This is a genomic window from Streptomyces caeruleatus, from assembly GCF_001514235.1.
GTDB lineage: Bacteria > Actinomycetota > Actinomycetes > Streptomycetales > Streptomycetaceae > Streptomyces > Streptomyces caeruleatus.
This window is the reverse complement of the sequence record NZ_KQ948933.1, coordinates 1-25,364: the sequence shown is the minus strand read 5'-3', so window position 1 is coordinate 25,364 and position 25,364 is coordinate 1. Positions and strand designations below refer to the sequence as shown.

At 71.2% G+C, this 25,364-nt stretch carries 19 protein-coding genes; 12 read left to right on the top strand and 7 right to left on the bottom strand.

Annotated elements, in window-relative coordinates:
• Positions 1 to 201: 201 nt before the first annotated feature.
• The 4 genes from AQJ67_RS28030 to AQJ67_RS28015 all read right to left on the bottom strand — a co-directional run bounded on the left by AQJ67_RS28030 (position 202) and on the right by AQJ67_RS28015 (position 4,285).
• Complete coding sequence (locus AQJ67_RS28030) at positions 202 to 1,203, bottom strand: DNA-3-methyladenine glycosylase family protein (RefSeq protein WP_062722430.1); 1,002 nt, start codon at positions 1,201 to 1,203, stop codon at positions 202 to 204.
• 275 nt (positions 1,204 to 1,478) lie between these two features.
• On the bottom strand, positions 1,479 to 2,789 hold the full coding sequence (locus AQJ67_RS28025) for a coenzyme F420-0:L-glutamate ligase (protein WP_062722100.1): 1,311 nt from the start codon (positions 2,787 to 2,789) through the stop codon (positions 1,479 to 1,481).
• On the bottom strand, positions 2,786 to 3,745 hold the full coding sequence (gene cofD, locus AQJ67_RS28020) for a 2-phospho-L-lactate transferase (RefSeq protein ID WP_062722099.1): 960 nt from the start codon (positions 3,743 to 3,745) through the stop codon (positions 2,786 to 2,788). Before cofD ends, AQJ67_RS28025 begins: the two co-directional genes overlap by 4 nt.
• A gap of 33 nt (positions 3,746 to 3,778) precedes the next feature.
• Complete coding sequence (locus AQJ67_RS28015; protein ID WP_062722098.1) at positions 3,779 to 4,285, bottom strand: cysteine dioxygenase; 507 nt, start codon at positions 4,283 to 4,285, stop codon at positions 3,779 to 3,781.
• Between the two features lie 648 nt (positions 4,286 to 4,933).
• On the opposite strand from AQJ67_RS28015, the gene AQJ67_RS28010 reads away from it, so the two are divergent.
• The 3 genes from AQJ67_RS28010 to AQJ67_RS28000 all read left to right on the top strand — a co-directional run bounded on the left by AQJ67_RS28010 (position 4,934) and on the right by AQJ67_RS28000 (position 10,680).
• A complete protein-coding gene (locus AQJ67_RS28010) occupies positions 4,934 to 5,197 on the top strand; it encodes a WhiB family transcriptional regulator (protein ID WP_003975777.1) in 264 nt (87 codons plus the stop codon).
• A 300-nt stretch (positions 5,198 to 5,497) separates the two neighbouring features.
• Positions 5,498 to 9,148: a glycosyltransferase family 2 protein gene (locus AQJ67_RS28005; protein ID WP_079056221.1), complete on the top strand. Its 3,651-nt coding sequence runs from the start codon at positions 5,498 to 5,500 to the stop codon at positions 9,146 to 9,148.
• A complete protein-coding gene (locus tag AQJ67_RS28000; RefSeq protein ID WP_062722096.1) occupies positions 9,145 to 10,680 on the top strand; it encodes a DUF5719 family protein in 1,536 nt (511 codons plus the stop codon). The genes AQJ67_RS28005 and AQJ67_RS28000 overlap by 4 nt, the downstream gene beginning before the upstream one ends.
• Positions 10,681 to 10,706: 26 nt before the next feature.
• On the opposite strand, the gene AQJ67_RS27995 is transcribed toward AQJ67_RS28000, so the two are convergent.
• Positions 10,707 to 11,150: a metallopeptidase family protein gene (locus AQJ67_RS27995; protein WP_107123000.1), complete on the bottom strand. Its 444-nt coding sequence runs from the start codon at positions 11,148 to 11,150 to the stop codon at positions 10,707 to 10,709.
• 343 nt (positions 11,151 to 11,493) lie between these two features.
• On the opposite strand from AQJ67_RS27995, the gene AQJ67_RS27990 reads away from it, so the two are divergent.
• The 7 genes from AQJ67_RS27990 (at position 11,494) to AQJ67_RS27965 (ending at position 19,580) form a co-directional block, all read left to right on the top strand.
• Complete coding sequence (locus AQJ67_RS27990; protein ID WP_030053098.1) at positions 11,494 to 11,871, top strand: DUF3499 domain-containing protein; 378 nt, start codon at positions 11,494 to 11,496, stop codon at positions 11,869 to 11,871.
• A gap of 276 nt (positions 11,872 to 12,147) precedes the next feature.
• The gene (locus AQJ67_RS27985) at positions 12,148 to 13,764 is read left to right on the top strand and encodes an L-lactate permease (RefSeq protein WP_062722429.1); all 1,617 of its coding nucleotides are present in this window, start codon (positions 12,148 to 12,150) and stop codon (positions 13,762 to 13,764) included.
• A gap of 107 nt (positions 13,765 to 13,871) precedes the next feature.
• On the top strand, positions 13,872 to 15,239 hold the full coding sequence (locus tag AQJ67_RS27980; RefSeq protein WP_062722094.1) for a phosphomannomutase/phosphoglucomutase: 1,368 nt from the start codon (positions 13,872 to 13,874) through the stop codon (positions 15,237 to 15,239).
• 357 nt (positions 15,240 to 15,596) lie between these two features.
• Positions 15,597 to 15,767: a Trm112 family protein gene (locus AQJ67_RS45680; protein ID WP_007382472.1), complete on the top strand. Its 171-nt coding sequence runs from the start codon at positions 15,597 to 15,599 to the stop codon at positions 15,765 to 15,767.
• A 270-nt stretch (positions 15,768 to 16,037) separates the two neighbouring features.
• Positions 16,038 to 17,165 carry an SIS domain-containing protein gene (locus tag AQJ67_RS27975; protein ID WP_062722093.1) on the top strand — a complete coding sequence of 376 codons (1,128 nt, stop codon included), beginning with the start codon at positions 16,038 to 16,040 and terminating at the stop codon, positions 17,163 to 17,165.
• Between the two features lie 130 nt (positions 17,166 to 17,295).
• Complete coding sequence (manA, locus tag AQJ67_RS27970; RefSeq protein WP_062722092.1) at positions 17,296 to 18,447, top strand: mannose-6-phosphate isomerase, class I; 1,152 nt, start codon at positions 17,296 to 17,298, stop codon at positions 18,445 to 18,447.
• A gap of 149 nt (positions 18,448 to 18,596) precedes the next feature.
• Positions 18,597 to 19,580 (top strand): cation diffusion facilitator family transporter, encoded by a 984-nt coding sequence (locus AQJ67_RS27965; RefSeq protein WP_062722091.1) that lies wholly within the window; start codon positions 18,597 to 18,599, stop codon positions 19,578 to 19,580.
• Positions 19,581 to 19,686: 106 nt separating this feature from the next.
• Here AQJ67_RS27965 and lepB read toward each other — a convergent pair whose 3' ends face one another.
• Both lepB and AQJ67_RS27955 read right to left on the bottom strand, forming a co-directional pair.
• Positions 19,687 to 20,358: a signal peptidase I gene (lepB, locus tag AQJ67_RS27960; RefSeq protein ID WP_079056220.1), complete on the bottom strand. Its 672-nt coding sequence runs from the start codon at positions 20,356 to 20,358 to the stop codon at positions 19,687 to 19,689.
• A 115-nt stretch (positions 20,359 to 20,473) separates the two neighbouring features.
• Positions 20,474 to 22,669 (bottom strand): fructose-specific PTS transporter subunit EIIC, encoded by a 2,196-nt coding sequence (locus tag AQJ67_RS27955; RefSeq protein ID WP_062722090.1) that lies wholly within the window; start codon positions 22,667 to 22,669, stop codon positions 20,474 to 20,476.
• A gap of 471 nt (positions 22,670 to 23,140) precedes the next feature.
• On the opposite strand from AQJ67_RS27955, the gene ahcY reads away from it, so the two are divergent.
• Together ahcY and AQJ67_RS27945 are read left to right on the top strand one after the other, a co-directional pair.
• Positions 23,141 to 24,598 (top strand): adenosylhomocysteinase, encoded by a 1,458-nt coding sequence (ahcY, locus tag AQJ67_RS27950; RefSeq protein ID WP_062722089.1) that lies wholly within the window; start codon positions 23,141 to 23,143, stop codon positions 24,596 to 24,598.
• Positions 24,599 to 24,717: 119 nt separating this feature from the next.
• Positions 24,718 to 25,332: a hypothetical protein gene (locus AQJ67_RS27945; protein ID WP_062722088.1), complete on the top strand. Its 615-nt coding sequence runs from the start codon at positions 24,718 to 24,720 to the stop codon at positions 25,330 to 25,332.
• The last annotated feature ends 32 nt before the right edge of the window (positions 25,333 to 25,364 follow it).

Below are 25,364 nucleotides of genomic sequence, written 5' to 3'. Positions count from 1 at the left end.
GACGAGTCTTTGCCGTCCCCAGCCCCCACCCACCCGCAGGGTGTTACGCCGGTCCGGGCACTTCCAGCCCGTCCGGCGTTTGAGGACGAGGCCGTTCAGGCCGATGGGGGTGCAGGGGGCGCAGCCCCCTGGCGGGGTCGAAGGGGCGGAGCCCCTTCAAGGGATGGGACGGGTAGGGGCGGCGGGGGCGAAGAAAAGCCCTCACAACCGCCCGATATCCCCCCGAGGCATCCGCGGAGCCCGCCGCGCCGGCACCCGCCCACTCAACAAAATCAACCGAGCCGCCCGATGCCGCTGCCCGGCATACGGCTCCAACAACTCCAGCATCACGGAGTCATCCGCATCCCGATCCCCCGCAAGCGCCCACCCCACGATCCCCGGCAGATGCAGATCCCCCACAGTCACCGCATCCGCCGCCCCATGACTACGCTGCACAACCTCCGCAGACGTCCACGGCCCAACCCCCGGCACAACCTCCAACCGAGCCTGCGCCTCCCCCGGAGACATCCGAACCGCCTCCTCCATCCGCGCAGCAACCCGCACAGCCCGCAAGATCGTCGACGCCCGCTTGTTGTCGACCCCGGCCCGATGCCACTCCCAGGACGGAATCAACCGCCACGTCTCCACGTCCGGCATCACACACATCCGCTCCGGCGCGGGCCCAGGCGCCGGCTCCCCGAACTTCCGCACCAGCAACCGCCACGCCCGATACGCCTCATCGGCCGTGACCTTCTGCTCCAGAATCGACGGAATCAACGATTCCAGCACCAGCCCGGTCCGCGTCAACCGCAGCCCCGGCCGCCGATGCCGAGTCACCGCCACCAGCCGATGCCGCGGCACGAAGACGGACGGATCGTCGGCGGCCCCGAGCAACTCCGGCAACTGTTCGAGCAGCCACTCGGCCCCCGGCCCCCACGCCTCGCCCCGCACCTCGGCCCCGCGCACGGCGACCCGCAGCGTCCCGGGCCCGGCAGGCGTACGACAGGCCCGCCACACGGACCCGTCCGGTACAGCCCGGAACGTCGGATCCCCGGGCCCCCGCCTCAGCGGCCCCAGCACCAGCCCCAGATCGAGCGGCCCGTCCGGCACGACGGTCCGCACCTTCCCCGCCACGACAGCCTGCCGCGGCACACCCCCGGGCACGGCGACATGCCCACCACGCACAGTCGTACGCGTGGGTCGCGGAGCGAAACGTCCTGCCACGTCTGAGGTCCTAAGGAATGCGAAGAGGTCTACGAGTATGAGTACCGAAAAGGAGCCGACGAACATGCCCTGGAAGGGCCCTACGAACGGCGACCTACGACCAGGCGTCCCACGAACGGGCGCCCTACGAGCGTAGGCCCACCCCCACCCCTGTCACCGCACCCGTGTCACCCGACCCCTGCACCGCCCCCTGTCACCGCACCCGTGTCACCCGCCCCCTGCACCGCACCCCTGTCACCCGACCCCCGTCACCGCACCCCTGTCACCCCACCCCGTCACCGAACCTCAACAAAAGCCCCGGCATCCCGCTCAGCCCGAGCCCGAGGCTCCTCCGCCGGATGCCCGACCGCCACCGCCCCCATCGGATCCCAGTCCTCCGGCAGCCCGAGCACCTCCCGCACGACCTCCCGGCAGAACATCGTCGACGACACCCACGCCGAACCCAGCCGCTCCCCGGCCAGCGCGACCAGGAAGTTCTGCACCCCGGCCCCGGTGGCGACGACGAACATCTCCCGCTCGGCCCCGTCCCGCCGCGCGTCGCCGTAGGTGTGCGAACCGTCCATGACGAGGCAGGGCACCACCAGATACGGCGCGTTGCGCAGCACGTCCCCGCGCCGCACCCGTTTGGCGATGGACTCCTCGCTCTTGCCGTCCCGCCGCAGATCGGCGATCCACGCGTCCCGCATGGCGTCGAGCAGCCGCGTCCGCGACTCCTCCGACTCCAGCAGTACGAACCGCCACGGCGTGGTGTGGTGCGGCGCCGGCGCGGTGACGGCCGCCGCGACCGCCCGCCGTACGGCCCCGCCGTCGACGGGCTCGTCCGTGAAGGCCCGTACGGTACGCCGCTGGGTCACCGCCTCCCGTACGGCCTCCGACGTCCCGAGCCGGAACATGTCGTCCCGCGCGTCGCGCACCAGGGCCCGGGCCCCCTCCCCGTGGTCCTCGGTCACCGTGCTCGCCAGCCCGCGCACGACGGCGACCGGCAGCCCGGCGGCCTTGCCCTTGACCAGGTCACCGGCGGCGGCCAGCTCGTCCGCCGTCGCCACGACGGTCGCACTGAGCGGATTGCCGTACGCGTCCGTGCCCCCGCGCAGATCGTCGAGTACGCGGATGCCGGCGGCGCCGATCGCGACATCGGTGAGCCCGGCGCGCCAGGGGCGCCCGAAGGTGTCGGTGACGACGACCCCGACCTCGACGCCGAGGGCATCCCGCAGGCCTTCCCGGATCGCCCGCGCGGACGCGTCCGGATCCTCGGGCAGCAACAGCACGGTCCCGGCGGGGGTGTTGGACGCGTCGACCCCGGCGGCGGCCATCACCAGGCCCTGCCGGTTCTCGACGATACGAAGGGCCCCGCGACGCGCCACGACCCGTACGGTCTCCGCGTCGATGGCGGCCTCGCGGTCCGTCGCCTCGACGATCCGTCCCTCCGCCTTGGACACGATCTTCGAGGTGACGAGGAGGACGTCCCCGTCGACGAGGCCGGGTTCGGCGGCGGCGATCAGTTTGGCGAGGTCGTCGCCCTGCTGGACCTCGGGAATCCCGGAGACGGCCCAGACCCGGTAACCGTCGGCTGACACCTCGCTCAAGCTCCCCGCACCTCCTCCGCCAGCGTCAGCGCCTCCTGGGCCATCCGCGCGGTCGCGTCGAGGTCGGTCATCATCAGCGGCACGGCCCGGCAGCGGATCCCGGCCGCCTCGACCCGCTCCACGGAGCCCTCGTCCACGGTGTCGACGAGCCAGCCGTCGAGGAGTCCCGAGCCGTAGTGCTCGGCGACCGCCGCGGCCGTCGACTCCACGCCGACCGCCGCGAGCACCTTGTCGGCCATCCCGCGCACGGGCGCGTCCCCGACGATCGGGGAGAGCCCCACGACCGGCACTCCGGCGTCGGCGATGGCCTCGCGGATGCCGGGCACGGCGAGGATCGTGCCGACCGAGACGACCGGGTTGGACGGCGGGAAGAGGATGACGTCCGCCGCGGCGACGGCCTCCAGGACGCCCGGCGCCGGCTTGGCCTGCTCCGCGCCGACCGGCACGATCGCCTCCGCCGGCACCGAGGCCCGCAGCCGCACCCAGTACTCCTGGAAGTGGACGGCCCGGCGTTCGCCGTCCAGATCGACGGCGACATGTGTCTCGACGCGGTCGTCGGTCATGGGGATGAGCCGGACTCCCGGCTTCCACCGGTCGCAGAGCGCCTCGGTCACCGCGCTCAGCGGGTATCCGGCGCCGATCATCTGCGTCCGCACGATGTGCGTGGCGAAGTCCCGGTCGCCGAGCCCGAACCACTCGGGCCCCACGCCGTACGCCGCCAGCTCCTCCTTGAGATGGAAGGTCTCGTCGGCCCGGCCCCAGCCCTGCTCCTCGTTGATGCCGCCGCCGAGCGTGTACATCACCGTGTCGAGGTCCGGGCAGACCTTCAGCCCGAAGAGGTGAATGTCGTCCCCGGTGTTGCCGATGACCGTGATGTCCGCGTCCGGCACGGCCCGCTTCAGACCGCGCAGGAACCGGGCACCACCGATGCCGCCTGCCAGAACCACAATGCGCATGGGAGCAGTCTTGCAGGCGGGTACGACAATGCGTCAGGCAGTCACGGGGCGGGGCTCCGGACGGGCCTCGCAGGCCGACGAGGTGTGCATCGGCATCTCGGTCAGACCCGGGTAGTAGACGTGCAGGCTGACCGCCGGCTCCAGCGCGTCGTTCGCCACCTCGTGCGCGTATCCCGGCGCGAAGACGCGCTGCGCGCCGGCCGCCAACACGCGCGTGCCGCGTTCCGTGCGCTCGGTCAGCGTGCCGTCCAGCACCGTCAGGACGCCGGAGGACCGGCCGTGGTCGTGCAGGCCGCTGCCCTGTCCGGGGACCCACGACAGCAGCCACACCTCGTAGCCCGGGCCGGTGCGCAGCCGGTGGTACCAGCGCGTGGTCGCGTCGTAGCGGACGAGGTGCTCCCACTGCGAGCGGTCGGCGGCGATGGAGCGGGCGAGGCCGACGAACTCGGCCACGGTGGCCGGGTGCTCGCGCGGGGTCTGGAGGAGGTGCGGGACTTCGAGGATGTCGCCGGCGATCTGGAGGTCGCTGTCGCTGTTCATGGGGTGCGGTGGTTCCTCAGTGAAGGAAGGTCAGAGGGAACGGAGGCCGAGAGGCGGGTGGCTCGGCCGTCAGCTGGAGCAGGTGTGACTCAACAGCTGGGACAGCAACAGCTACAGCGAGCTCGGGCAGCACCGTGGGACCCGGCGGTGCGGGTCGAGGTGGGTGCCGAGTTCGCGAGCATGCCCACAAGGACACCGGTTTGCACTTCGGGTGTCAACTCGGCGCCCGTTATGTGGGACATGTTTCACCTCATCCGGTTCATCTCTTTGGTGAAAGGTTTGTTCATGGGGTGGCCGGGACACATGGCGCACAACCGGGCGCACGAGCGTCGTTGTGATCCTGTGATCCGACTGTGATCCGGTTCGCTTCTGCGCGTGTGTGCAACGAGATCGAACTTCTGGGCGTCCTTTTCCGTACAGGCTCTGAGCGGGGTCGGACACCCTCCCGGGCCTCGTCTGCTTGTCAAGGTTTATGCCGATTTGAACACTTTCCGCTAGGCCTTGGTTCCGCAGAGTGAATAAGGGGCTCAATAGCAGATCTCGGCTTGACTCGCCCGGAGCAGCACACTTGTAATTTCACTCGTGTCGTTCAGCCGAAATCGGTAACGGCTACATCACGGGGACGCGAAAGACAGACGAGGGGCGCACATGACCGAGCTGGTGCAGCAACTGCTGGTCGACGACGCGGACGAGGAACTCGGCTGGCAGGAGCGCGCGCTGTGCGCCCAGACCGACCCCGAGTCCTTCTTCCCCGAGAAGGGCGGCTCCACCCGCGAGGCCAAGAAGGTCTGCCTCGCCTGTGAGGTGCGCTCCGAGTGCCTCGAGTACGCCCTCGCCAACGACGAGCGGTTCGGCATCTGGGGCGGTCTGTCCGAGCGGGAGCGCCGCCGTCTGAAGAAGGCCGCCGTCTGACGGCACACCGGCCGGACGTCCGGCCGTGGCGGGCCGGGCCGCAGGACCGAGCGGTGGCCCGACCCGACCTGGCCCGAGCGGCCAGGGCTGAAGCGCGCGTTCTCCCACACCCAGTCCTTACGCATCGCACGTACATACGTCTCGAATATGTTTCGAACGGCCCGTCGCAGGTGGGTTATCCACAGGCGGCGGGCCGCCGTGATGCCCAGCCGATAGTGTGGTCGCTCGTCCGAGACGCCGCGCTGTCCCCACGGGGCACGGGCGTCCACCGCAGTCCATCGAACCGGGGCCCGTACCTCGATGTCCGTGCACAGCCACCCGGCAGCCCAGCACGACTCCGCTGCCGCACCTGAGTTCCCGCGTCATGTGGTGACCGCGGTCCTCGTCTCCCACGACGGCGCCCGCTGGCTGCCCGACGCGCTCGCCGGGCTGCTCGGCCAGGAGCGCCCCGTCCAGTTCGCCATGGCGGCCGACACCGGCAGCGCGGACCAGTCCGCGCAGCTGGTCACCGAGGCCCTCGGCGACGACCGGGTGCTGCACCTCGCCCGGCGCACCGGGTTCGGCCAGGCCGTCGAGGAGGCCAACCGCACCGCCCCCGTCCTCACCCCGGACGAGCTGAGCTATCTGAAGCGGCCGAGCGGCTGGGACCCCGTCACGCGCACCTGGCGCGACGACGCCTACGACCTGCCCGAACTCCCGCACGGGGAGCCGGTGCAGTGGCTGTGGCTCCTGCACGACGACTGCGCACCCGAACCCGACGCCCTGGCCCAGCTGCTGCGCGTCGTGGAGAACGAGTACGAACTGGGCCGCGACGACGTCGCCGTAGTGGGCCCCAAGCTGCGCGGCTGGTACGACCGCCGACAGCTCCTCGAGGTCGGCGTCACCATCGCCAACTCCGGCCGCCGCTGGACCGGCCTGGACCGCCGTGAACAGGACCAGGGCCAGCACGACCACGTGCGGTCCGTGCTCTCCGTGTCCACCGCCGGCATGCTGGTCCGGCGCGACGTCTTCGAACAACTCGGCGGCTTCGACCGCCGCCTGCCCCTGATGCGCGACGACGTCGACCTGTGCTGGCGCGCCACCGCCGCCGGCCACCGCGTCCTCGTCGCCCCCGAGGCAGTCGTACGACACGCCGAGGCGTCCTCCCGCGAGCGCCGCACCGTCGACTGCGTGGGCCGCACCGCCGCCTCCCCGCACAAGGTCGACAAGGCGGGCGCCGTCTACACCCTGCTCGTCAACACCCGTACGGCCGTGCTGCCCTGGGTCCTGCTGCGCCTCGTGCTCGGCACGGTCCTGCGGACCCTGGCCTACCTCGTGGGCAAGGTCCCCGGACAGGCCCTCGACGAGATCCGCGGTCTGGTCGGCACCCTGCTGCGCCCCGAGCGGATCATCGCCGGACGGCGCAGGCGCGGGAGCCCCGTCATCGACAAGGGCGAGCTGCGGGCCCTGTTCCCACCGCCCGGCGCGACCGTGCGGGCCACCGTCGAGCAGGCCGCGAGCAGCCTCTTCGGCAGCTCCGACCCCGAGGTGGCCGCGGGCGCGGGACGGCACGGCGGCGCCATCGAGTCCGGGCCCGGCGGCGACGACGCCGACTTCCTGGAGGTCGAGCAGTTCGCCCGCCTCAAGCGCGTCGCCCGCAAGCCCGGCCCGGTGCTCTTCCTGGTGCTGCTGTTCGTCTCGCTGATCGCCTGCCGCGCCCTGCTCGGCGGCGGCGCGCTCGCGGGCGGCGCGCTGCTGCCCGCGCCGGCCGACTCCGGTGAGCTGTGGTCACGTTATGTCGACGCCTGGCACCCGGTGGGTGCCGGTGGCGCCACGTCCGCGCCGCCCTACCTGGCGGTCGTGGCGATGCTCGCCTCGGTGCTGCTGGGCTCGACCGGGCTCGCGGTCACCGTCCTGCTGGTCTGCTCGGTGCCGCTGGCCGGCCTCACCGCCTACTTCGCCTCCCGCCCGCTCGTCGAGTCCCGCCTCCTGCGCGCGTGGGCGGCCGTCGTGTACGCCTTCCTGCCCGCCGCCACCGGCGCGCTCGCGGGCGGCCGTCTCGGCACCGCCGTCCTCGCCGTCCTGCTGCCGCTCATCGCGCGCGCCGGCATCGCGGCGAGCGGCCTCACGAACAGTTCCGGTGCGCGCGGCAGTTGGCGAGCCACCTGGGCGTACGCCCTGCTGCTGACGATCACGACGGCCTTCACCCCGATCGTGTGGCCGATCGCGCTGGCCCTCGGAATCGGGCTCCTGGCGGTGCGGCGCTCCGACATCACCGCCTACGGCCTGCGCTTCCTGGCCCAGCTCGGCGTCCCCCTGCTGGTCCTCGCGCCCTGGTCGCTGTCGTTGCTCCCGTTCGGCTTCTTCCAGGAGGCCGGTCTGGAGTACGGCCCCTCGGCCGCGTCCGCGCTGGACCTGCTCGGCGCCAGCCCCGGCGGCCCCGGCACCGTCAGCGGCCTGATGCTCATCGGCGTCGTCCTGGCCGCGCTCGCCGCCTTGCTGCGCTCCGAGCGCCAGTTCGGAATCTGGACGGCCTGGGCGGTAGCCCTCGTGGGCCTCGTCTTCGCGGCCCTGTCCAACGGCTCCACCTGGGCCGGCCCCGCGACCCTCGTCTACGGCATCGCACTCCTGGCGGCCGCCCTGCTCGGCGCCGACGGCGCACGCGCGCGTGTGGCCGAGCAGAGCTTCGGCTGGCGTCAGCCGGTCGCCGCGCTGATCGCCTTCGCCGCGGCCGCGGGACCGTTGCTCGTGGCCGCCGGCTGGATGATCGGCGGCGCCGACGGACCGCTGGAGCGGCGCGACCCGGTGCAGGTGCCCGCGTTCGTCGCCGAGGACAGCAACACCCGCGACCAGGCCCGCACCCTCGTCCTCGACAGCGACTCCCCGGCCCACGTCGGCTACATGCTCGTGCGCGGCTCCGGCGCCCGCCTCGGCGACGCCGAACTCGCCGCGGCGGACGGGGAGAACGCCAAGCTCGACAAGATCGTCGCCAACCTCGTCGCCGGCTCCGGCGCCGACCAGGCCGACCAACTGGGCGCGTTCGCGGTGCGTTACGTCCTCGTCCACAAGGGCGCCCCGCGCGAGGTCACGCGCGTGCTGGACGCCACGCCGGGACTGTCGCGGCTGAGCGAGCAGAACGGCAGCGCGCTGTGGCGGATCGACCGGCAGGTGTCCCGCGCCGCCATCGTCGCCGGGGCCGACTCGGCCGAGTCCCGGTCCGTCGCCGCCGGGCCCACGGAGATCCACACCACGATCCCGGGCGGCTCCGACGGGCGTGTCCTGCGCCTGGCCGACAGCGCCGACGACGGCTGGACGGCAACCCTGGACGGCAAGCCGCTCACGCCGACCACACTCGACGGCTGGGCCCAGGGCTTCGAGCTCCCCACCGAGGGCGGCAGGCTGGACGTCACCTACGACGACCCGATCGCCCACACCGCCTGGCTGTGGGCCCAGGGCTTCCTCGCCCTCGTCCTCGTCGTGATGGCCCTTCCCGGCCGCCGCCGCGACATCGACGACGACCTGCCCGAGGAGCAACCCGTCCCGGCCGAGGCCATGGCCGGCGAGGGCCGCCGCGCCCGCCGGCTGCGTGCCCAGGCCGAGGCCGAGGAGACCGGTCAGGGCGGCGACTTCCCGCCCCCGCCGACGGAGGCGCCCGCCGCCGCGATTCCGCAGCAGCAGTCCTACGGCGAGTGGGAAACGCCCAGTCACGCGGGCGCCGGATACGGCGGCTACGGCGGCGACCAGTACCAGCCCGGCCAGCAGTACCCGGCGGGCGGCGCCTACGACCAGACGTACCAGGCGGATCCGTACCAGGGCGGCCAGTACGACCCGTACGCGTACGGGGGGCAGGCCCCGACGGGGTCGTACGACTCCTCGTACGACCAGACGTACCAGCAGGGTTACGACGGCACGTACGACCCGGCGCAGCAGCAACCGCACGGCAGTGAGCGTTCCGACGGGAGCCAGCAGTGAACCGCACGACCCTGTCCCTGATCGCCGGCGGCACCGCCCTCGCCGCCGTCACCGGGCTCGCGGCGCTCACCACGCCGGACGCGTCCGGCGCGAACACCGCCAAGGCGGCCGCCGAGCTGCCCGTGGAGCGCACCAGCCTGCTCTGCCCGGCGCCGAGCACCTCGGACCTCGCCGAGACGACGTACACGTCGTTCACGCCCGTCACCAAGGGCACGGGGAGTGACGGCAAGGCGGAACTGCGGTCCGCGGCGCAGGAGTCGGCCGCCACGGCGGACGGCAAGGGCAAGAAGGCCGACGACGCGAGCAAGGCCGGGAAGTCCGACAAGACAGCGAAGGCCGACAAGCCGGTCCTGGAGGCCAAGGAGCCGGGCAGGCCGGTCATCGGCGACGCGTCCGGGGCCGACTCACCGGCACTGATCGGGACCGCCGACGGACAGTTCGCGCCCGGCTGGACCGTGCAGGAGACCACGGAGGTCGCCGCGGGCACCGGCCGGGGTCTCCAGGGCGTCAACTGCACCGCCCCCGACACCGAGTTCTGGTTCCCGGGCGCCAGCACGGCCCCCGACCGCACGGACTACGTCCATCTGACCAACCCCGACGACTCCGCCGCCGTCGTCGACATCGATCTTTACGGCAAGGACGGCGCGATCGAGAGCACGGCGGGGGAGGGGATCACGGTCCAGCCGCACTCCGGCGAGCCGATCCTGCTCTCCACGCTGACCGGCGAGAAGCAGGACAACGTGACCGTGCACGTGAGTGTGCGCAGCGGGCGGCTCGGGGCGTCGGTGCAGGCGCTGGACGACAAGCTCGGCGGGGACTGGCTGGCAGCGTCCGCCGACCCCGCGGCCAGTCTGGTGCTGCCCGGCATCCCGAAGGACGCCACGTCGGTGCGGCTGGTCGTCTTCACCCCGGGCGACGCCGACGCGGACCTGAAGGTGCGCCTCGCCTCGCCGTCCGGACCGATCACCCCGGCCGGGAACGAGACGCTGCACGTCAAGGCAGGTATGACGAGTGCGGTCGATCTCGGCGACGTGATGCGGGGCGAGACGGGGTCACTGGTCCTGACACCCACGGACCAGTCGGTGCCGGTCGTCGCGGCGCTGCGCGTGGTGCGCGGCAAGGGAGCCAAGCAGGAGACGGCCTTCATACCCGCGAGCCGCCCGGTCGGCGCGCGCGCGACGGCGGTGGACAACAGCGCGAAGGGCACGACGTTGTCCGTGACGGCGCCGTTCCGCACGGCGCAGGTCAAGGTCACGGCGTCGGCGGGCAGCGAGAGCGGTACGGCGACCTCGAAGACGTACACGATCAAGTCCGGCACCACCCAGGACCTGGAGATTCCGGCGCCGAGCGGCCTGAAGGGCACGTACGCGCTGACGGTGGAGTCGGTGTCGGGCGGACCGGTGTACGCGTCGCGGACGCTGGTGGCGACGACGGAAGGCGTGTCCGGCTTCACCGTGCAGACGCTGCCGGACGACCGGGGGATGGTGGCGGTGCCGGAGGCGGACGAGGACCTTTCGGTGCTCCAGAAGTAGGCGGTGGTCCCGGCGGGCCCGGGTCGTCAGTCCTCGCCGTAGCGGGGGTCGACCGTCTCGGGGGTCAGGCCCAGCAGCTCCGCCACCTGTTCCACGACCACCTCGTGGACCAGTGCCGCCCGCTCGTCCCGCCCCTTCGTGCGGATCTCCACCGGCCGACGGTAGATGACCACCCGTCCCGGGCGCCCCTCGCGCGCGGGAATCGTGCCGCCGAGGGGGACCGCCTCGTCGTTCCAGGTCCGGCCGTCCAGACGGGGAACTTCCAGGACGAGGAAATCGATGTCGGCCAGCTGCGGCCAGCGGCGTTCGAGGCGTTCCACGGAGTCCTGCACCAGGTCGGCGAAGACGTCGGCACGGCTCGCGGCCAGCGGGACCTGGGGCGGTGCGATCGGGCCGCGCATGCCCCGCCCGTGGCGATCACGGCGGCGGGGCCCGGGGCCGGCGGCACGGGGCGGTACAGGGGTGTCCATCACTGCTGAAGCGTAGTCCTCGTGGCCTCCGCCTGTCCGATACCCATGTCGTGGCAGGGGTGGCGTTCGGCCGCTCGTACGGCATGTCGGCAGATGACCATTCCAGCCAAGGTTGGGCTCGTTTCCGTATCTCTCCGAGACCGTCATCGGCGAGGTAATTGACGTGGTTTGTGATGAGTGGTGACCGGCCCCAGGGATGTTCGGGATCTCGGAGGCAGGCTTCCTTGCAGGTCAGCGAGTTGGGACAGAAGGGGTGTGTGGGGTGATTCACAGCACGACACGGTGGAGTGACCTGGGGGAGAGTCGTCGCGGCCCGCTCAAGAGTGCGGTACCGTCCAACGTCGTGAGCCCTGTACGTCGCTGTTCGCGCACCGCTTGCGGCCGCCCCGCCGTCGCGACGCTGACGTACGTCTACGCCGACTCGACCGCGGTCCTCGGCCCGCTCGCCACCTACGCCGAACCCCACTGCTACGACCTGTGCGCCGAGCACTCCGAGCGCCTCACCGCCCCGCGCGGGTGGGAGGTCGTGAGGCTGCTGGACGGCTCGGCTCCGGCCCGCCCCAGCGGCGACGACCTGGAAGCGCTTGCCAACGCCGTGCGCGAGGCGGCCCGTCCGCAGGAGCGGGCGGCCCAGGCCGGCGGGGGCGGTGGCCGTGGGGCCGACCCGATGGAGGTCGCGCGGCGGGGGCATCTGCGGGTGCTGCGCTCGCCGGACAACTGACGACCGAATCGGCGCCGGACACCTGGCGACCGAATCGGCGCCGACGCCTGGCGACCGGATCGTCGCTGGACACCTGACAGCCGGATCGCCTCCTCCTCCCGCTCTCCCTGCTCTCCCCGCTCTCCCGCGCGCGCTTCTCGCCTGTTCGTCTCCGTCTCCCGCGTTCGTCTCGTTGAATGACGCACAGCCATTGACGGGAACTTGTCGCGGACACGACCATTCCGTATGCCGGAACGAGAAATCGCTTTCCGCATGACGGAAACCGGGGAGGCGCCCGTGTACGTCCAGGAACTGGAACCCGTCGCCGACTCGCTCGGCCTGTCCGCCCTCGTGGCCGCGCTGCCGCTCGTGATCGTCCTCGTCCTGCTGGGCGGGGTCCGGATGAGAGCGCACCTGGCGGGGCTCACAGGACTTCTGGCGGCCGTTCTGGTCGCCTGGCTCGCCTACGGCATGCCGCTCGACCAGACGCTCTCCAGCGCCGTCCAGGGCGCCGTCTTCGGGCTGTTCCCCATCCTGTGGATCGTCGTCAACGCCCTGTGGGTGTACCGGATGACCGTCCACACCCGGCACTTCGACATCCTGCGCAGGTCCTTCGGGCGGCTTTCCGACGACCCGCGCATCCAGGCGCTCGTCGTCGCCTTCTGCTTCGGGGCCCTGCTGGAGGCGCTCGCCGGGTTCGGGGCGCCCGTCGCGATCTGCTCGGTCATGCTCGTCGCGCTGGGCTTCGAACCGGTGCGGGCGGCGGTCGTCGCCCTGGTCGCCAACACCGCGCCGGTGGCCTTCGGTGCGATGGGCACGCCGGTGGTGACGCTGGCTCAGGTCACCGGGCTGCCACTGGACGACGTGGCCTCCGTGGTGGGGCGTCAGACGCCCTTGCTGGCCCTGGTCGTGCCGCTCGTGCTGGTCGGGCTCGTGGACGGACGGCGCGGACTGCGGGAGACCTGGGTCCCCGCCCTCGTCTGCGGATTCTCCTTCGCCGTCGCCCAGTTCGCTGCCTCCAACTACATCTCCGCGCAACTCGCCGACATCGGCGCCGCCTTGGCCGGCGCCGGCGCCCTGGTCGCCGTACCGCACGCGCGTGTGCCCGCCACCGAGGCGGTACGCGCGTCCGTGCTGACCGGCGCGCGGAGTGAGGAGTTGGACGAGGACGATCCGCGGCCGGAGGTCGTACGGGCCTACGCGCCGTACGCGTTGATCGTCGTGATCTTCTCCGTCGCGCAGATCCCGGTGGTCAAGGACTGGCTCGCCAAGGCGACTCAGACGTACGACTGGCCCTTCCTGAACGTCGCGAACCCGGACGGGGAGCCGGTCGGCGGGAACGTCTTCAGCTGGCCGATCGTGTCCACCGGCGGCACGCTCGTGCTGATAGCGGGCGTATGCACGGCGTTCGTTCTCGGCGTGCACGCGCGCGTGGCCGTCAGGGAGTGGGGCGCGACCGTACGCGAGTTGAGGTTCGCCATCCTGACGGTGACGTCCGTGCTGGCCCTCGCGTACGTCATGAACCTCTCCGGCCAGGCCGCCACCATCGGCTACTTCGTGGCCGCCGCCGGCGCCGGGCTCGCCTTCCTCTCCCCGGTGCTTGGCTGGTTCGGTGTGGCCGTATCCGGGTCGGACACCTCGGCCAACGCGCTGTTCGGCGCGTTGCAGGTCACCGCGGCCCGGGAGTCGGGGCTGTCGCCGGAACTCCTGGCCGCCGCCAACAGTTCAGGTGGTGTGCTCGGCAAGATGATCTCGCCGCAGAACCTCACCATCGCCTGCGCCGCCGTGGGGCTCGCGGGCCGGGAGGGGGACCTGCTGCGGCGGGTCCTGCCGTGGAGCCTGGGCCTGCTGCTGGTCATGTGCCTGCTCGTGGTCGGCCAGAGCTCCCCGGTGCTGGACTGGATGCTGCCCTGATCTCCGCGCTGACCTGAGGTTACGTCTCGGGGTCCAGTGAGTGGCCGCAGGTCCCGCTGTCAGTGGGGACGGGTAGTTTGGGGTGACCGATAGGACTTTCAGGAGGGTTGGCCGTGGCTGATCTGTCACAGCTCGTGAAGGCGTACGACGTGCGCGGGGTCGTCCCGGACCAGTGGGACGAGTCACTGGCCGAGCTCTTCGGGGCCGCCTTCGTCGAGGTGACGGGCGCGAGCGCGATCGTCATCGGTCACGACATGCGCCCTTCGTCCCCCGGCCTGGCCGGCGCCTTCGCGCGCGGCGCCGCGGCCCAGGGCGTCGACGTCACCGAGATCGGCCTGTGCTCCACGGACCAGCTGTACTACGCCTCGGGCGCGCTGAACCTCCCGGGCGCGATGTTCACGGCCTCGCACAACCCGGCCCAGTACAACGGCATCAAGATGTGCCGCGCGGGCGCGGCCCCGGTCGGCCAGGACACCGGCCTCGCGCAGATCCGTGAGCTGGCCGAGGGCTGGATGGAGTCGGGTGCCCCGGCCCCGGCAGCGCGCACGGGAACGATCACCCGACGCGACACGTTGGAGGACTACGCGACCCACCTCCGCTCCCTCGTCGACCTGACCTCCATCCGCCCCCTGAAGGTCGTGGTGGACGCGGGCAACGGCATGGGCGGTCACACGGTCCCGACCGTGTTCGGCGGCCTCCCGCTCGACGTCGTCCCGATGTACTTCGAGCTGGACGGCACCTTCCCGAACCACGAGGCGAACCCGCTCGACCCGGCCAACATCGTGGACCTCCAAAAGCGCGTCCGGGACGAATCCGCCGACCTCGGCATCGCTTTCGACGGCGACGCCGACCGCTGCTTCGTCGTCGACGAGAACGGCAATCCCGTCTCGCCGTCCGCCATCACCGCCCTGGTGGCCTCGCGCGAGCTCGCCAAGCACGGCGGCAAGGGCACGATCATCCACAACCTGATCACGTCCTGGTCGGTCCCGGAGGTCGTCAAGGAGAACGGCGGCACCCCGGTCCGCACCCGCGTCGGCCACTCCTTCATCAAGGCCGAGATGGCCAAGTCCGGCGCCATCTTCGGCGGCGAGCACTCCGCCCACTACTACTTCGCGGACTTCTGGAACGCCGACACGGGCATGCTGGCCGCCCTCCACGTCCTAGCGGCCCTCGGCGGCCAGGACGGCCCCCTGTCCGCCCTGGTGGACCAGTACGACCGCTACACCGGCTCCGGCGAGATCAACTCCACCGTCACCGACCAGGCCGACCGCCTCGCCGCCATCAAGGCCACTTACGGCCCCCAGGCCGGCGTCACCCTCGACGAACTCGACGGCCTCACCGTCACCACCACCGACTGGTGGTTCAACGTCCGCCCCTCCAACACCGAACCCCTCCTCCGCCTCAACGCGGAGGCCCGGGACGAGGCGACGATGGCCAAGGTGCGGGACGAGGTACTGGGGATCATCAGAGCCTGACGGCGACGCTCAGGCGTTCTGCCTGGTCGGCCGTTCGAGAACAGGCGGGCTTTCCGGGCCCGGATCTACCTGTCAAGCCGCCCGCGGCCCCTCTGGACGCCGGGCCCTCCCAGCCCGTCCGGCGTCTGAGGACGAGGCCGAAGGCCGATAGGGGGTCCAGGGGGCGAAGCCCCCTGGCGGGGTCGAAGGGGCGGAGCCCCTTCAAGGATGGGACGGGTAGGGGCAGCGGGGGCGAAATCCCCGACGGCGACCACAACGCCGCCCAACCCCGGCACCCCGCCCCCACCGGCGGTACGCTGACCAGGCACATCCGCACACGCGCACGTACCACCCCACCCGCCCCAGAAGGGACCAACCATGCCGCTGGAAGCCGGCCTCCTGGAGATCCTCGCCTGCCCGGCCTGCCACGCCCCCCTCAAGGAGCAGGACACCGAGCTGATCTGCACCGGCCAGGACTGTGGCCTCGCGTACCCCGTCCGCGACGGCATCCCCGTCCTGCTCGTCGACGAGGCCCGCCGCCCCGCGTAACACGCATCCGCGACGTACGACGACCGGCACCGGCACGGCTCCGACGACCGCCCGCCTGCCGACGCGACAACGGCAGTCGTACAAGTCACCGGCAACCGACGACGAACAAGGCCACCGTCACCCGACAAAGGCCAGTCGGCAGCGCACAAGGCCACCGTCAAAAGACGACCCGCGCAACCGAACAAGAACCCCGCGCCCGAGCAAAGCCCCTCAGCACCCCACCCGCGCAGAACCCGCCCCAAGACGACCGGCGATCGGAGGCTGCCGCCCATGCTCGACGAATCGCTGCTGGACACGCCGAAGGCGCTCGCCGAGGCCGACCGCCGTGCCCTCCTGCGAGGCGCGGCCGAAGCCGGCGCCCGCGTCCGCACAGCCGCCCGGCACGCCGCCGAGGCAGGCGTCCACGACCTCAAACCCGACGGCCGCCCGCGCGCCATCATCCTCGCGGGCCCCGGCACCGCCGCGATCTGCGTCGCCGACCTCCTCGGCACGCTCGCCGGCGCCACCAGCCCCGTCACCCGGCTGGCCCCGGCCGGCGTCGCCCCCGCCGCCGGCGCCCTGCGCTGGGAACTGCCCGGCTGGGCCGGTTCCGTGGACCTCCTGCTGATCACCACCCCCGACGGCACCGAGCCGGGCCTGTCCCTGCTCGCCGAGCAGGCCTACCGCCGAGGCTGCACGGTCGTCGCCGTGGCTCCCGCGGGCTCCCCGCTCACCGAGGCGGTGCACAACAACCACGGCCTGTTCGTGCCGATGGCGACCACCCCGTACGAGCAGGACGAGGCCCTCGCCGCCTCCGCCCCCGGCGTGCTGTGGGCCCTGCTCACCCCGCTCCTGGCGCTCCTCGACCGCACCGGCATGCTCACCGCCCCTCCGGACGCCCTGGAGAAGGTCGCCGACCGTCTCGACCACATCGCCGAGCGCTGCGGCCCCGCCATCGCGACCTACAGCAACCCTGCCAAGACCCTGGCCGCGGAACTCGCCGACGCGCTCCCGCTGATCTGGACCGAGGGCGTCTCCGCGGGCCCGGCGGGCCGCCGTTTCGCCGCCGCGCTCGCCGAGCTCTCCGGTCACCCCGCCGTCGTCGCCGAGCTGCCCGAGGCGCTCGCCTCGCACAACGCCCTGCTGGCGGGCAAGCTCGCGGCGAGCGCCGACCCCGAGGACTTCTTCCGCGACCGCGTGGAGGAGCCACCCGCCCTGCACGCGCGCGTGGTGCTGCTGCGCGACCGCCCCCTGGGCGGCCTCACCGCCGCGCCCGCGGCCCGCGACCTGGCCCTGAGCCATGACACGCCGATCAGCGAACTGGAACCGGAACCCGGCGGCGAGCTGGAGACCCTCGCGGAACTGATCGCCATCACGGATTTCGCCGCCGTTTACCTGGCGCTCGCCTCGGGAGCCTGATCTGTCTCAGGACGCCCCGGCTGCCGTACGGCAGAGGAACCGACAGCCGTACACAAGGCGAACCGGCGTTCTCCACGAAGAGAAGCCGTCGTAGTCGTACTCGATCCGCAGAGAGCAGGCAGACACCCGCATGGACCGCCTCGACAACACCGTCCGCCCCTACGCCTGGGGCTCCACCACCGCGATCCCGGAGCTCCTCGGCGTCGAGCCGACCGGCGAACCGCAGGCGGAGATGTGGATGGGCGCGCACCCCGGCGCACCCTCGCGCACCGCGCGCGGGACGCTCGTCGAGGTCATCGAGGCGGCCCCGGAGCGCGAGCTGGGCGCCGCCGCCGTGGCGAAGTTCGGCCCCCGTCTGCCCTTCCTGCTCAAGATCCTCGCCGCCGGCGCCCCGCTCTCCCTGCAGGTGCACCCCAACCTGGAGCAGGCGAAGGAGGGTTACGCGGACGAGGAGCACCGGCGCATCCCCGTGGACGCCGGCCACCGCAACTACAAGGACGCCAACCACAAGCCCGAACTGATCTGCGCGCTCACCGAGTTCGACGGGCTGTGCGGCTTCCGCGACCCCCTCCAGGCCGCCGACCTCCTCGACGGCCTCGGCGTCGACTCCCTCAAGCCGTACGTCGACCTGCTGCACGCCCATCCCGAGGACGCGGCCCTGCGCGAGGTGCTCACCGCGATCCTCACCGCCGACCCGGCCGACATGGCCCGTACCGTCACCGAGGCCGCCACCGCCTGCACCCGCCTCGGCGGCGACTACGCCCCGTACGCCGACATCGCCCACCACTACCCGGGCGACCCCGGCGTCATCGCCGCCATGCTGCTCAACCACGTCCGTCTCCAGCCCGGCGAGGCCCTGTTCCTCGGCGCCGGCATCCCGCACGCGTACCTGAACGGCCTCGGCGTCGAGATCATGGCCAACTCCGACAACGTCCTGCGCTGCGGCCTCACCCCCAAGCACGTCGACGTCCCCGAACTCCTGCGCATCGTCCGCTTCGAGCCGAGCGACCCGGGCGTGCTGCGCCCCGAGGCCGCCCCGGACGGCGAGGAGGTCTACGAGACCCCGATCGACGAGTTCCGGCTGTCCCGGTACGTCCTCCCGGAGGGCACAGCCGCCCACGACCTCACCCGCCCGACCCCGCAGATCCTGCTCTGCACGGCGGGCACCGTCCGCGCCGGCGAGCACGAACTGACGCCCGGCCGGTCGGTCTTCGTACCGGCGGGCGAAAAGGCCGAAGTGTCCGGTGCCGGTACGGTCTTCCGGGCCACGGTCGTCGCCTGAGTCGTCGCCTGACCGAGGGCATCTGACGACCCGGCGCGCCGCTGTCGGACCGGGCTGCAACAATGGCCCACCGGCAAAGGACGGGCAAAGCCGAGCTCCGTAGGCTCAGCGGCTCCGAAGGCTCCGTAGGTGAAGGGACAACGCGACACATGAGCGCGTCAGGCGGTACCAAGGCGATCGTGGCGGCACTGGCCGCCAACCTCGCCATCGCGGCATCGAAGTTCGTGGCGTTCGCGTTCAGCGGCTCCTCGTCGATGCTCGCCGAGGGCGTGCACTCGCTCGCGGACTCCGGCAACCAGGCCCTGTTGCTGGTCGGCGGCAAGAAGGCCCAGCGCGAGGCGACGCCGCAACACCCCTTCGGCTACGGCCGCGAGCGCTACATCTACGCCTTCCTCGTCTCGATCATCCTGTTCTCCGTCGGCGGCATGTTCGCCCTCTACGAGGGCTACGAGAAGATCAAGCACCCGCACGAGATCGAGCACTGGTACTGGCCGGTCGGCGTCCTCGTCTTCGCGATCATCGCCGAGACCTTCTCCTTCCGTACGGCCATCAAGGAGTCGAACGTCCTGCGGGGCCGGAAGTCCTGGAAGGAGTTCGTCCGCCACGCCAAGGCGCCCGAGCTGCCCGTCGTCCTCCTGGAGGACCTCGGCGCGCTGGTCGGCCTGGTCCTCGCCCTGGGCGGCGTGGGCCTGGCGCTGATCACCGGCGACGGCGTCTGGGACGGCATCGGCACGATCTGCATCGGCATCCTGCTCGTCCTGATCGCGGTCGTTCTCGCCATCGAGACCAAGTCGCTGCTGCTCGGTGAGTCCGCGGGCACCGAGGAGACCACGAAGATCGAGGCCGCCATCGTCGACGGCGACACCGTCACCCGCATCATCCACATGCGCACGCTCCACCTCGGCCCCGAGGAGCTCCTGGTCGCCGCCAAGATCGCCGTCCGGCACGACGACACGGCCACCGAGATCGCCTCCGCCATCAACGCCGCAGAGGCCCGCATCCGCGAGGCCGTCCCCATCGCGCGCGTCATCTACCTCGAGCCCGACATCTACAGCGAGGCCGAGGCAGCCAAGGGCGCCGACCGCGAGGCGACCCCCGGCGGACCGGCCGCGCCGCACGGCACCGAGCACTGAAAACGCGTACGACCCCGACGGGGCCCGCCGAGCGATTCGGCGGGCCCCGTCCTCCGTCCGTGCCCTTCGGCCCGATCACTTCTGTCCGTGGGCCCTTCGGATCCGATCACAAATGCTCGGGCCACAAAACCAGTTGAGCCGCCGGCCGCCGCCGTACGCTCCGCGCCGCGAACCCGAACACGATCCCGACGACCGCCAGCAGAACCCCGAGCAGGGTGGACCCGGCGAGCAGCAACGGCATCGCAGAGCTGTCGGTCACCCGGCCCACGACCGCCCCGACGGGCACCGTCCCGCCGTGGTCCTCGGGGAAGAGGCGCGAATCGCGCGAGTTCGTCCGGTTGTCACCGAGCACGAACAGCCGGCCATCGGGCACCTTCACGTCGTACGCCCGATGCAAGCCGTCGGCGACGCCGTGGTTCACGTACGACTCCCTGAGCGGCTTCCCGTTGACGGTGATCCGCTCGCGCGCCGTGCCCGTGTCTTCGCAGCAGACCACCCGGTCCCGGCCGACACCGATGACGCGCTGTACGACACCCAATCCGCCGCCGTAGCGGGTCGGTGCCGTGTAAAGCACCACGTCGCCCCGCCTCAGCTCGTCCCCACCGACACGCTCGACGACGATCCGATCTCCCACCGTGTACGTGGGCTTCATGCTCTCGCCCGACACGGTGGACAGCACGTATCCCGTACGCAGCCACATCAGGGACCCGACGACGAGCACCAGTCCCAGCAGACCCACCACCCACGCCGTGACCACGAGTCTTCGCGCCTGCTCCATCGCCACTCCCTCCCCACGCGGTACATCCGCGGCGGACGAGAGTAACGCCCGTCCGTGAACCGTCCGTGGGGGCCCACGGCGTGATGACCGCGGACCCCCACTTCGGCTACCTCGGCTACTGGATCTCGCTCAGCACCCCCAGCACCGCCCGCTCGTCATCGGCCGCCAGCAGCCGCTCCCGGAACCCGGCGTCCATCAACTTCCGCGACAGCAGCGCCAGAATCCGCAGATGTTCGTCACCCGCGGCCGCCTCCGGTACGGCGATCATGAAGACCAGCCTCGCCGTCGTACCGTCCAGCGAGCCCCACTCGACGCCCTCCGCGGACCGCGCGAATCCGACCACCGGCGCCGTCACCGCATCCGTCTTGGCATGCGGAATCGCGATCTCCTCCCCGAGCCCGGTCGTCCCCTGCGCCTCCCGCCGCAACGCGGTCGCCACCAACTCGTCGACATCGGCGACCTTGCCGGTACGGGCCAGCAGCTCACTCATCTCCCGGATCGCCGACTCCTTGTCGTCCGCGAGGAGTTGCACCTTCACCGTCTGCTGTGTGAGGTAGCCGGAAAAGAGAACCTCGCCGACAGCACTCTCCGAGACCGGAGCACCGCCGGCCTTCTCCTCGGACTCCAGGGACTCCAGGGGCTCTACGGATGCCAGGGACGCCTCGGACTCCTCTCGTGCCTCGCGCTCCTCGCGCTCCTCGCGGTCCGCCGGGGACGCACCCGCGTCGGTCCCCGCCCCCGACTCGCGTACGGCGGTCCGCTGCGCCACAACACCACCGGCGACCGGCGCTCCGGCACCCACCCCGACGAGCACCGGCTCGGGCCCGGCAGCGCCGATGTCACCGACGGCCTCCCCACGCCGCCTGCGCTCACTCAGGTCGACCAGGGCGACCGTGGTCAGCGCGGTGACGACCGTGCCGATCACCACGGCCACGAAGAACATCGGCACCCCGCTCACCGCGCCCAGCACCGCCACGATCGGCCCGCCGTGCGGCACCGCGTCCTCGACGCCGGCGACCCCGGCGACGGCACCGGCCACCGCGCCGCCCAGCATGTTGGCCGGGATGACCTGCGCGGGCCGCGCCGCCGCGAACGGGATCGCGCCCTCGGAGATGCCGAAGCACCCCATGAACAGCGAGGCGAGCCCGGTCTCCCGCTCCTGCTCGGTGTACAGCCGCTTCCGTATCAGCGTGGCGAGGCCCTGCCCCAACGGCATGACCGGGATCGCCGCCGCGCACATGCCCATGACCGTCTGGTTGCCGGTCGCTATGAGCCCTGCGCCGAACAGGAACGCCGTCTTGTTGACCGGCCCACCCATGTCGAACGCGATCATCAGCCCGAGAATCGCCCCCAGCAGGATCGCGCTCGTCCCCGTCATCCCGCTGAGCCAGCTGGTCAGGTGCTCGAACACCCAGGAGATCGGCTTCCCGATGACGTAGATGAAGAACAGCCCGAGCGCGGTCGTCGCCACGATCGGGATCACGATGATCGGCATGATCGGCTGCGCGAACTTCGGGACCTTGACCTTCTTGATCCACAGCACCAGATACCCGGCGAGGAACCCGGTCACGATCGCCCCGATGAACCCGGCGCCCGCCTTGGAGCCGTACAGCTCACCGGTGTTGGCGATCCAGCCACCGATCATGCCGGGCACGAGCGCGGGCCGGTCCCCGATGGCGTACGCGATGTAGCCCGACAGGATCGGCACCATCAGCGTGAAGCCGATGACGCCGATGTTGTTGATGTCCATCCAGAAGGAGTCCTTCGGGATGACCAGACCGCCCGACGGGTCGGTGTGCCCGCCGAGTGAGAGCGAGATCGCGATCAGCAGCCCACCGACCACGACGAACGGGATCATGTAACTGACCCCGTTCATCAGCGCCTTGTACCCGACGCTCCGCTCCCTGCCGCCACCGCCAGTGGACGCCGTGGGGGCGCCCCCTCCCGTGTGCACGGGCGCCGACAACACCCGCTCGATCAGCTGCTCAGGGTGACGAATACCCTCCGCCACCCCGACGGTCAGCACCCGCTTGCCCGCGAACCGACTCAGGTCCACGTCCTTGTCCGCTGCGACGATGACGCCGTCAGCGTGCTTGACATCGTTGTCATCGAGGACGTTTTCAGCCCCGATGGATCCTTGCGTCTCCACCTTCATGTCGATCCCGCGGCTCTCGGCAGCCTGCGCGAGCTTCTCAGCCGCCATGTACGTGTGGGCGATGCCGGTCGGGCACGCGGTCACCGCGAGCAGCTTCAACCGCTTCTGCTCGCCACTGCCGCCGCCCGTGGGGGGAGGGCCGGCCGGACTTGTCACGTCGATCTCCTAACGCCTTTGTCACACGGAACGCCGTCCCGGACGCCCCGCAAGATCGATCGGTTGTTCAGATCTCCGGGCATCCTGCACCACCCCGCCCCAGACTCAAAGGCCCGATTGCCCCACAACGTCCTGCTCTGCCACCTCCTGTACGCCCTTCGTTGGTGTCCCGCTATCGCCCCCGCCCGAAGCCCCACCACGAGGCCCCGTGAGCCCGATGGATGGCGCGATCTCTTCGAAGGCGGACTGGGGACGGCCGGGCCTCCCGGTGTAGCTTGGGACAGAGCCAGACGTCGCTGCTGATGGCGGTCGGGCGGTCCCGACACGGACCGGCCGAGGGAGAGAGGGCCTCCGACGGACTGCGCTGCGCGCACGCGGGCATGCCTGTGTCCTCTTCGGGCACCCCTGTGTCCGCCGCCGCGCAGACCAGCCGTACCCACCCTCGACCCGAACCCCGAGGAGCAGCTCGTAATGACGACTGTCGAGAACCGACAGGACTTCAAGGTCGCCGACCTCTCCCTGGCCGACTTCGGCCGCAAGGAGATCACCCTCGCCGAGCATGAGATGCCCGGCCTGATGGCGATCCGCAAGGAGTACGCCGAGACGCAGCCGCTGGCCGGCGCCCGCGTCACCGGCTCCCTGCACATGACCGTGCAGACCGCCGTCCTCATCGAGACCCTGGTCGCCCTCGGCGCTCAGGTCCGCTGGGCCTCCTGCAACATCTTCTCCACCCAGGACCACGCGGCCGCCGCCATCGCCGTCGGCCCGAACGGCACCGTGGACAACCCCCAGGGCGTCCCGGTCTTCGCCTGGAAGGGCGAGACCCTGGAGGAGTACTGGTGGTGCACGGAGCAGGCCCTGACCTGGCCGGACAGCCCCACCGGCGGCCCGAACATGATCCTCGACGACGGCGGTGACGCCACCCTCCTCGTCCACAAGGGCGTCGAGTACGAGAAGGACGGCAAGGTCCCCTCCGTCGACACCGCCGAGTCCGACGAGCACCGCGTCATCCTCGAACTCCTGCACCGCACCATCACCGACGGCTCGCAGAAGTGGACCCAGCTCGCCTCCGAGATCCGCGGCGTGACCGAGGAGACCACGACGGGCGTCCACCGCCTGTACGAGATGCAGCGCGACGGCGTCCTCCTGTTCCCGGCGATCAACGTGAACGACGCCGTCACCAAGTCGAAGTTCGACAACAAGTACGGCTGCCGCCACTCCCTGATCGACGGCATCAACCGCGCCACCGACGTCCTGATCGGCGGCAAGACCGCGGTCGTCTGCGGCTACGGCGACGTGGGCAAGGGCTGCGCGGAATCCCTGCGCGGACAGGGCGCCCGCGTGATCGTCACCGAGATCGACCCGATCTGCGCCCTCCAGGCGGCGATGGACGGCTACCAGGTCACGACCCTCGACGAGGTCATCGACAAGGCCGACATCTTCATCACCACGACCGGCAACAAGGACATCATCATGGCCTCGGACATGGCCAAGATGAAGCACCAGGCGATCGTCGGCAACATCGGCCACTTCGACAACGAGATCGACATGGCCGGCCTCGCCAAGGTCCCCGGCATCGTCAAGGACGAGGTCAAGCCGCAGGTCCACACCTGGACGTTCCCCGACGGCAAGGTCCTCATCGTCCTGTCCGAGGGCCGCCTGCTGAACCTCGGCAACGCCACCGGTCACCCGTCCTTCGTGATGTCCAACTCCTTCGCGGACCAGACCCTGGCCCAGATCGAGCTGTTCACCAAGCCGGACGCCTACCCGACCGGCGTCTACACGCTGCCCAAGCACCTGGACGAGAAGGTCGCGCGCCTCCACCTGGACTCGCTCGGCGTGAAGCTGACGAAGCTCCGCCCCGAGCAGGCCGCGTACATCGGCGTAGAGGTCGAGGGCCCGTACAAGCCGGACCACTACCGCTACTGAGTCGAGCAGACCTCCAAGGCAGGCCCCCGCACCCCCGTGTCGGGGGCCTGCCCCTTTGGCCGTGCGGCACCTTCAGCCGGCCCACGCGCCACCCAGAGCCATCAAGATCCAGGACCCCGATGCCCCGCGGCCGCTATTCGCTCCATGATCCGCACGATCACACCCCCCTCGCAGAAGAGCACTTCCACTGCGCCCCCGGCCCTTCCGGCTGGCGCTACGTCTCCCAGCTGACCACCCCCGCGGGCGATCACAGCGGCTCCGTCGACCTCACCCTGGACGAACTCGGCCGCCCTCTCAGGCTCGAACTCCACGCAGGTGGCTGGCAGGTACGCGGCGCCGCCCTCGACGGCGTCACGTGGGTCCGTACCGACCCCACCGGGACTCATGCCACGGAAGGCAACGTGCGCGCCCACGCCTTCACCGGGATGTCCCCCGCGTTCCTCATCGCCACCACTCGTCTCCTACGCCTCACCCCTTCCGACTCGGCAACCCGCGTACGCCTCGTGGCCCTCACGGACCCGGTCCTGGCCCCGCGCACCGTGGACCAGTCCTGGGCCTTGGTGAACAGACAAACACACGCCACTGACAACGGCCCCCTGGCCGTGGACGAATACCAGGTCACAGCCCTGGACACGGGCGAGCAGCACGCCGTACACATCGCCGGCGACGTCGTCCTCGCCGCACCGGGCATCGAGCTGGAAGACCTGGACTCGCCGCCGTCGACGTTCGTTTGAGCGCTCGGCACGCCTCAGCTGGGGAAGGGGCC

Coding starts and splice junctions, on each gene's coding strand:
- cofD (WP_062722099.1), bottom strand. CDS start 3,745: ATGCGCATTGTGGTTCTGGCAGGCGGCATCGGTGGTGCCCGGTTCCTG.
- AQJ67_RS28015 (WP_062722098.1), bottom strand. CDS start 4,285: ATGAACAGCGACAGCGACCTCCAGATCGCCGGCGACATCCTCGAAGTC.
- AQJ67_RS28010 (WP_003975777.1), top strand. CDS start 4,934: ATGACCGAGCTGGTGCAGCAACTGCTGGTCGACGACGCGGACGAGGAA.
- AQJ67_RS28005 (WP_079056221.1), top strand. CDS start 5,498: ATGTCCGTGCACAGCCACCCGGCAGCCCAGCACGACTCCGCTGCCGCA.
- AQJ67_RS27995 (WP_107123000.1), bottom strand. CDS start 11,150: ATGGACACCCCTGTACCGCCCCGTGCCGCCGGCCCCGGGCCCCGCCGC.
- AQJ67_RS45680 (WP_007382472.1), top strand. CDS start 15,597: ATGCCGCTGGAAGCCGGCCTCCTGGAGATCCTCGCCTGCCCGGCCTGC.
- AQJ67_RS27975 (WP_062722093.1), top strand. CDS start 16,038: ATGCTCGACGAATCGCTGCTGGACACGCCGAAGGCGCTCGCCGAGGCC.
- manA (WP_062722092.1), top strand. CDS start 17,296: ATGGACCGCCTCGACAACACCGTCCGCCCCTACGCCTGGGGCTCCACC.
- AQJ67_RS27965 (WP_062722091.1), top strand. CDS start 18,597: ATGAGCGCGTCAGGCGGTACCAAGGCGATCGTGGCGGCACTGGCCGCC.
- lepB (WP_079056220.1), bottom strand. CDS start 20,358: ATGGAGCAGGCGCGAAGACTCGTGGTCACGGCGTGGGTGGTGGGTCTG.
- ahcY (WP_062722089.1), top strand. CDS start 23,141: ATGACGACTGTCGAGAACCGACAGGACTTCAAGGTCGCCGACCTCTCC.
- AQJ67_RS27945 (WP_062722088.1), top strand. CDS start 24,718: ATGCCCCGCGGCCGCTATTCGCTCCATGATCCGCACGATCACACCCCC.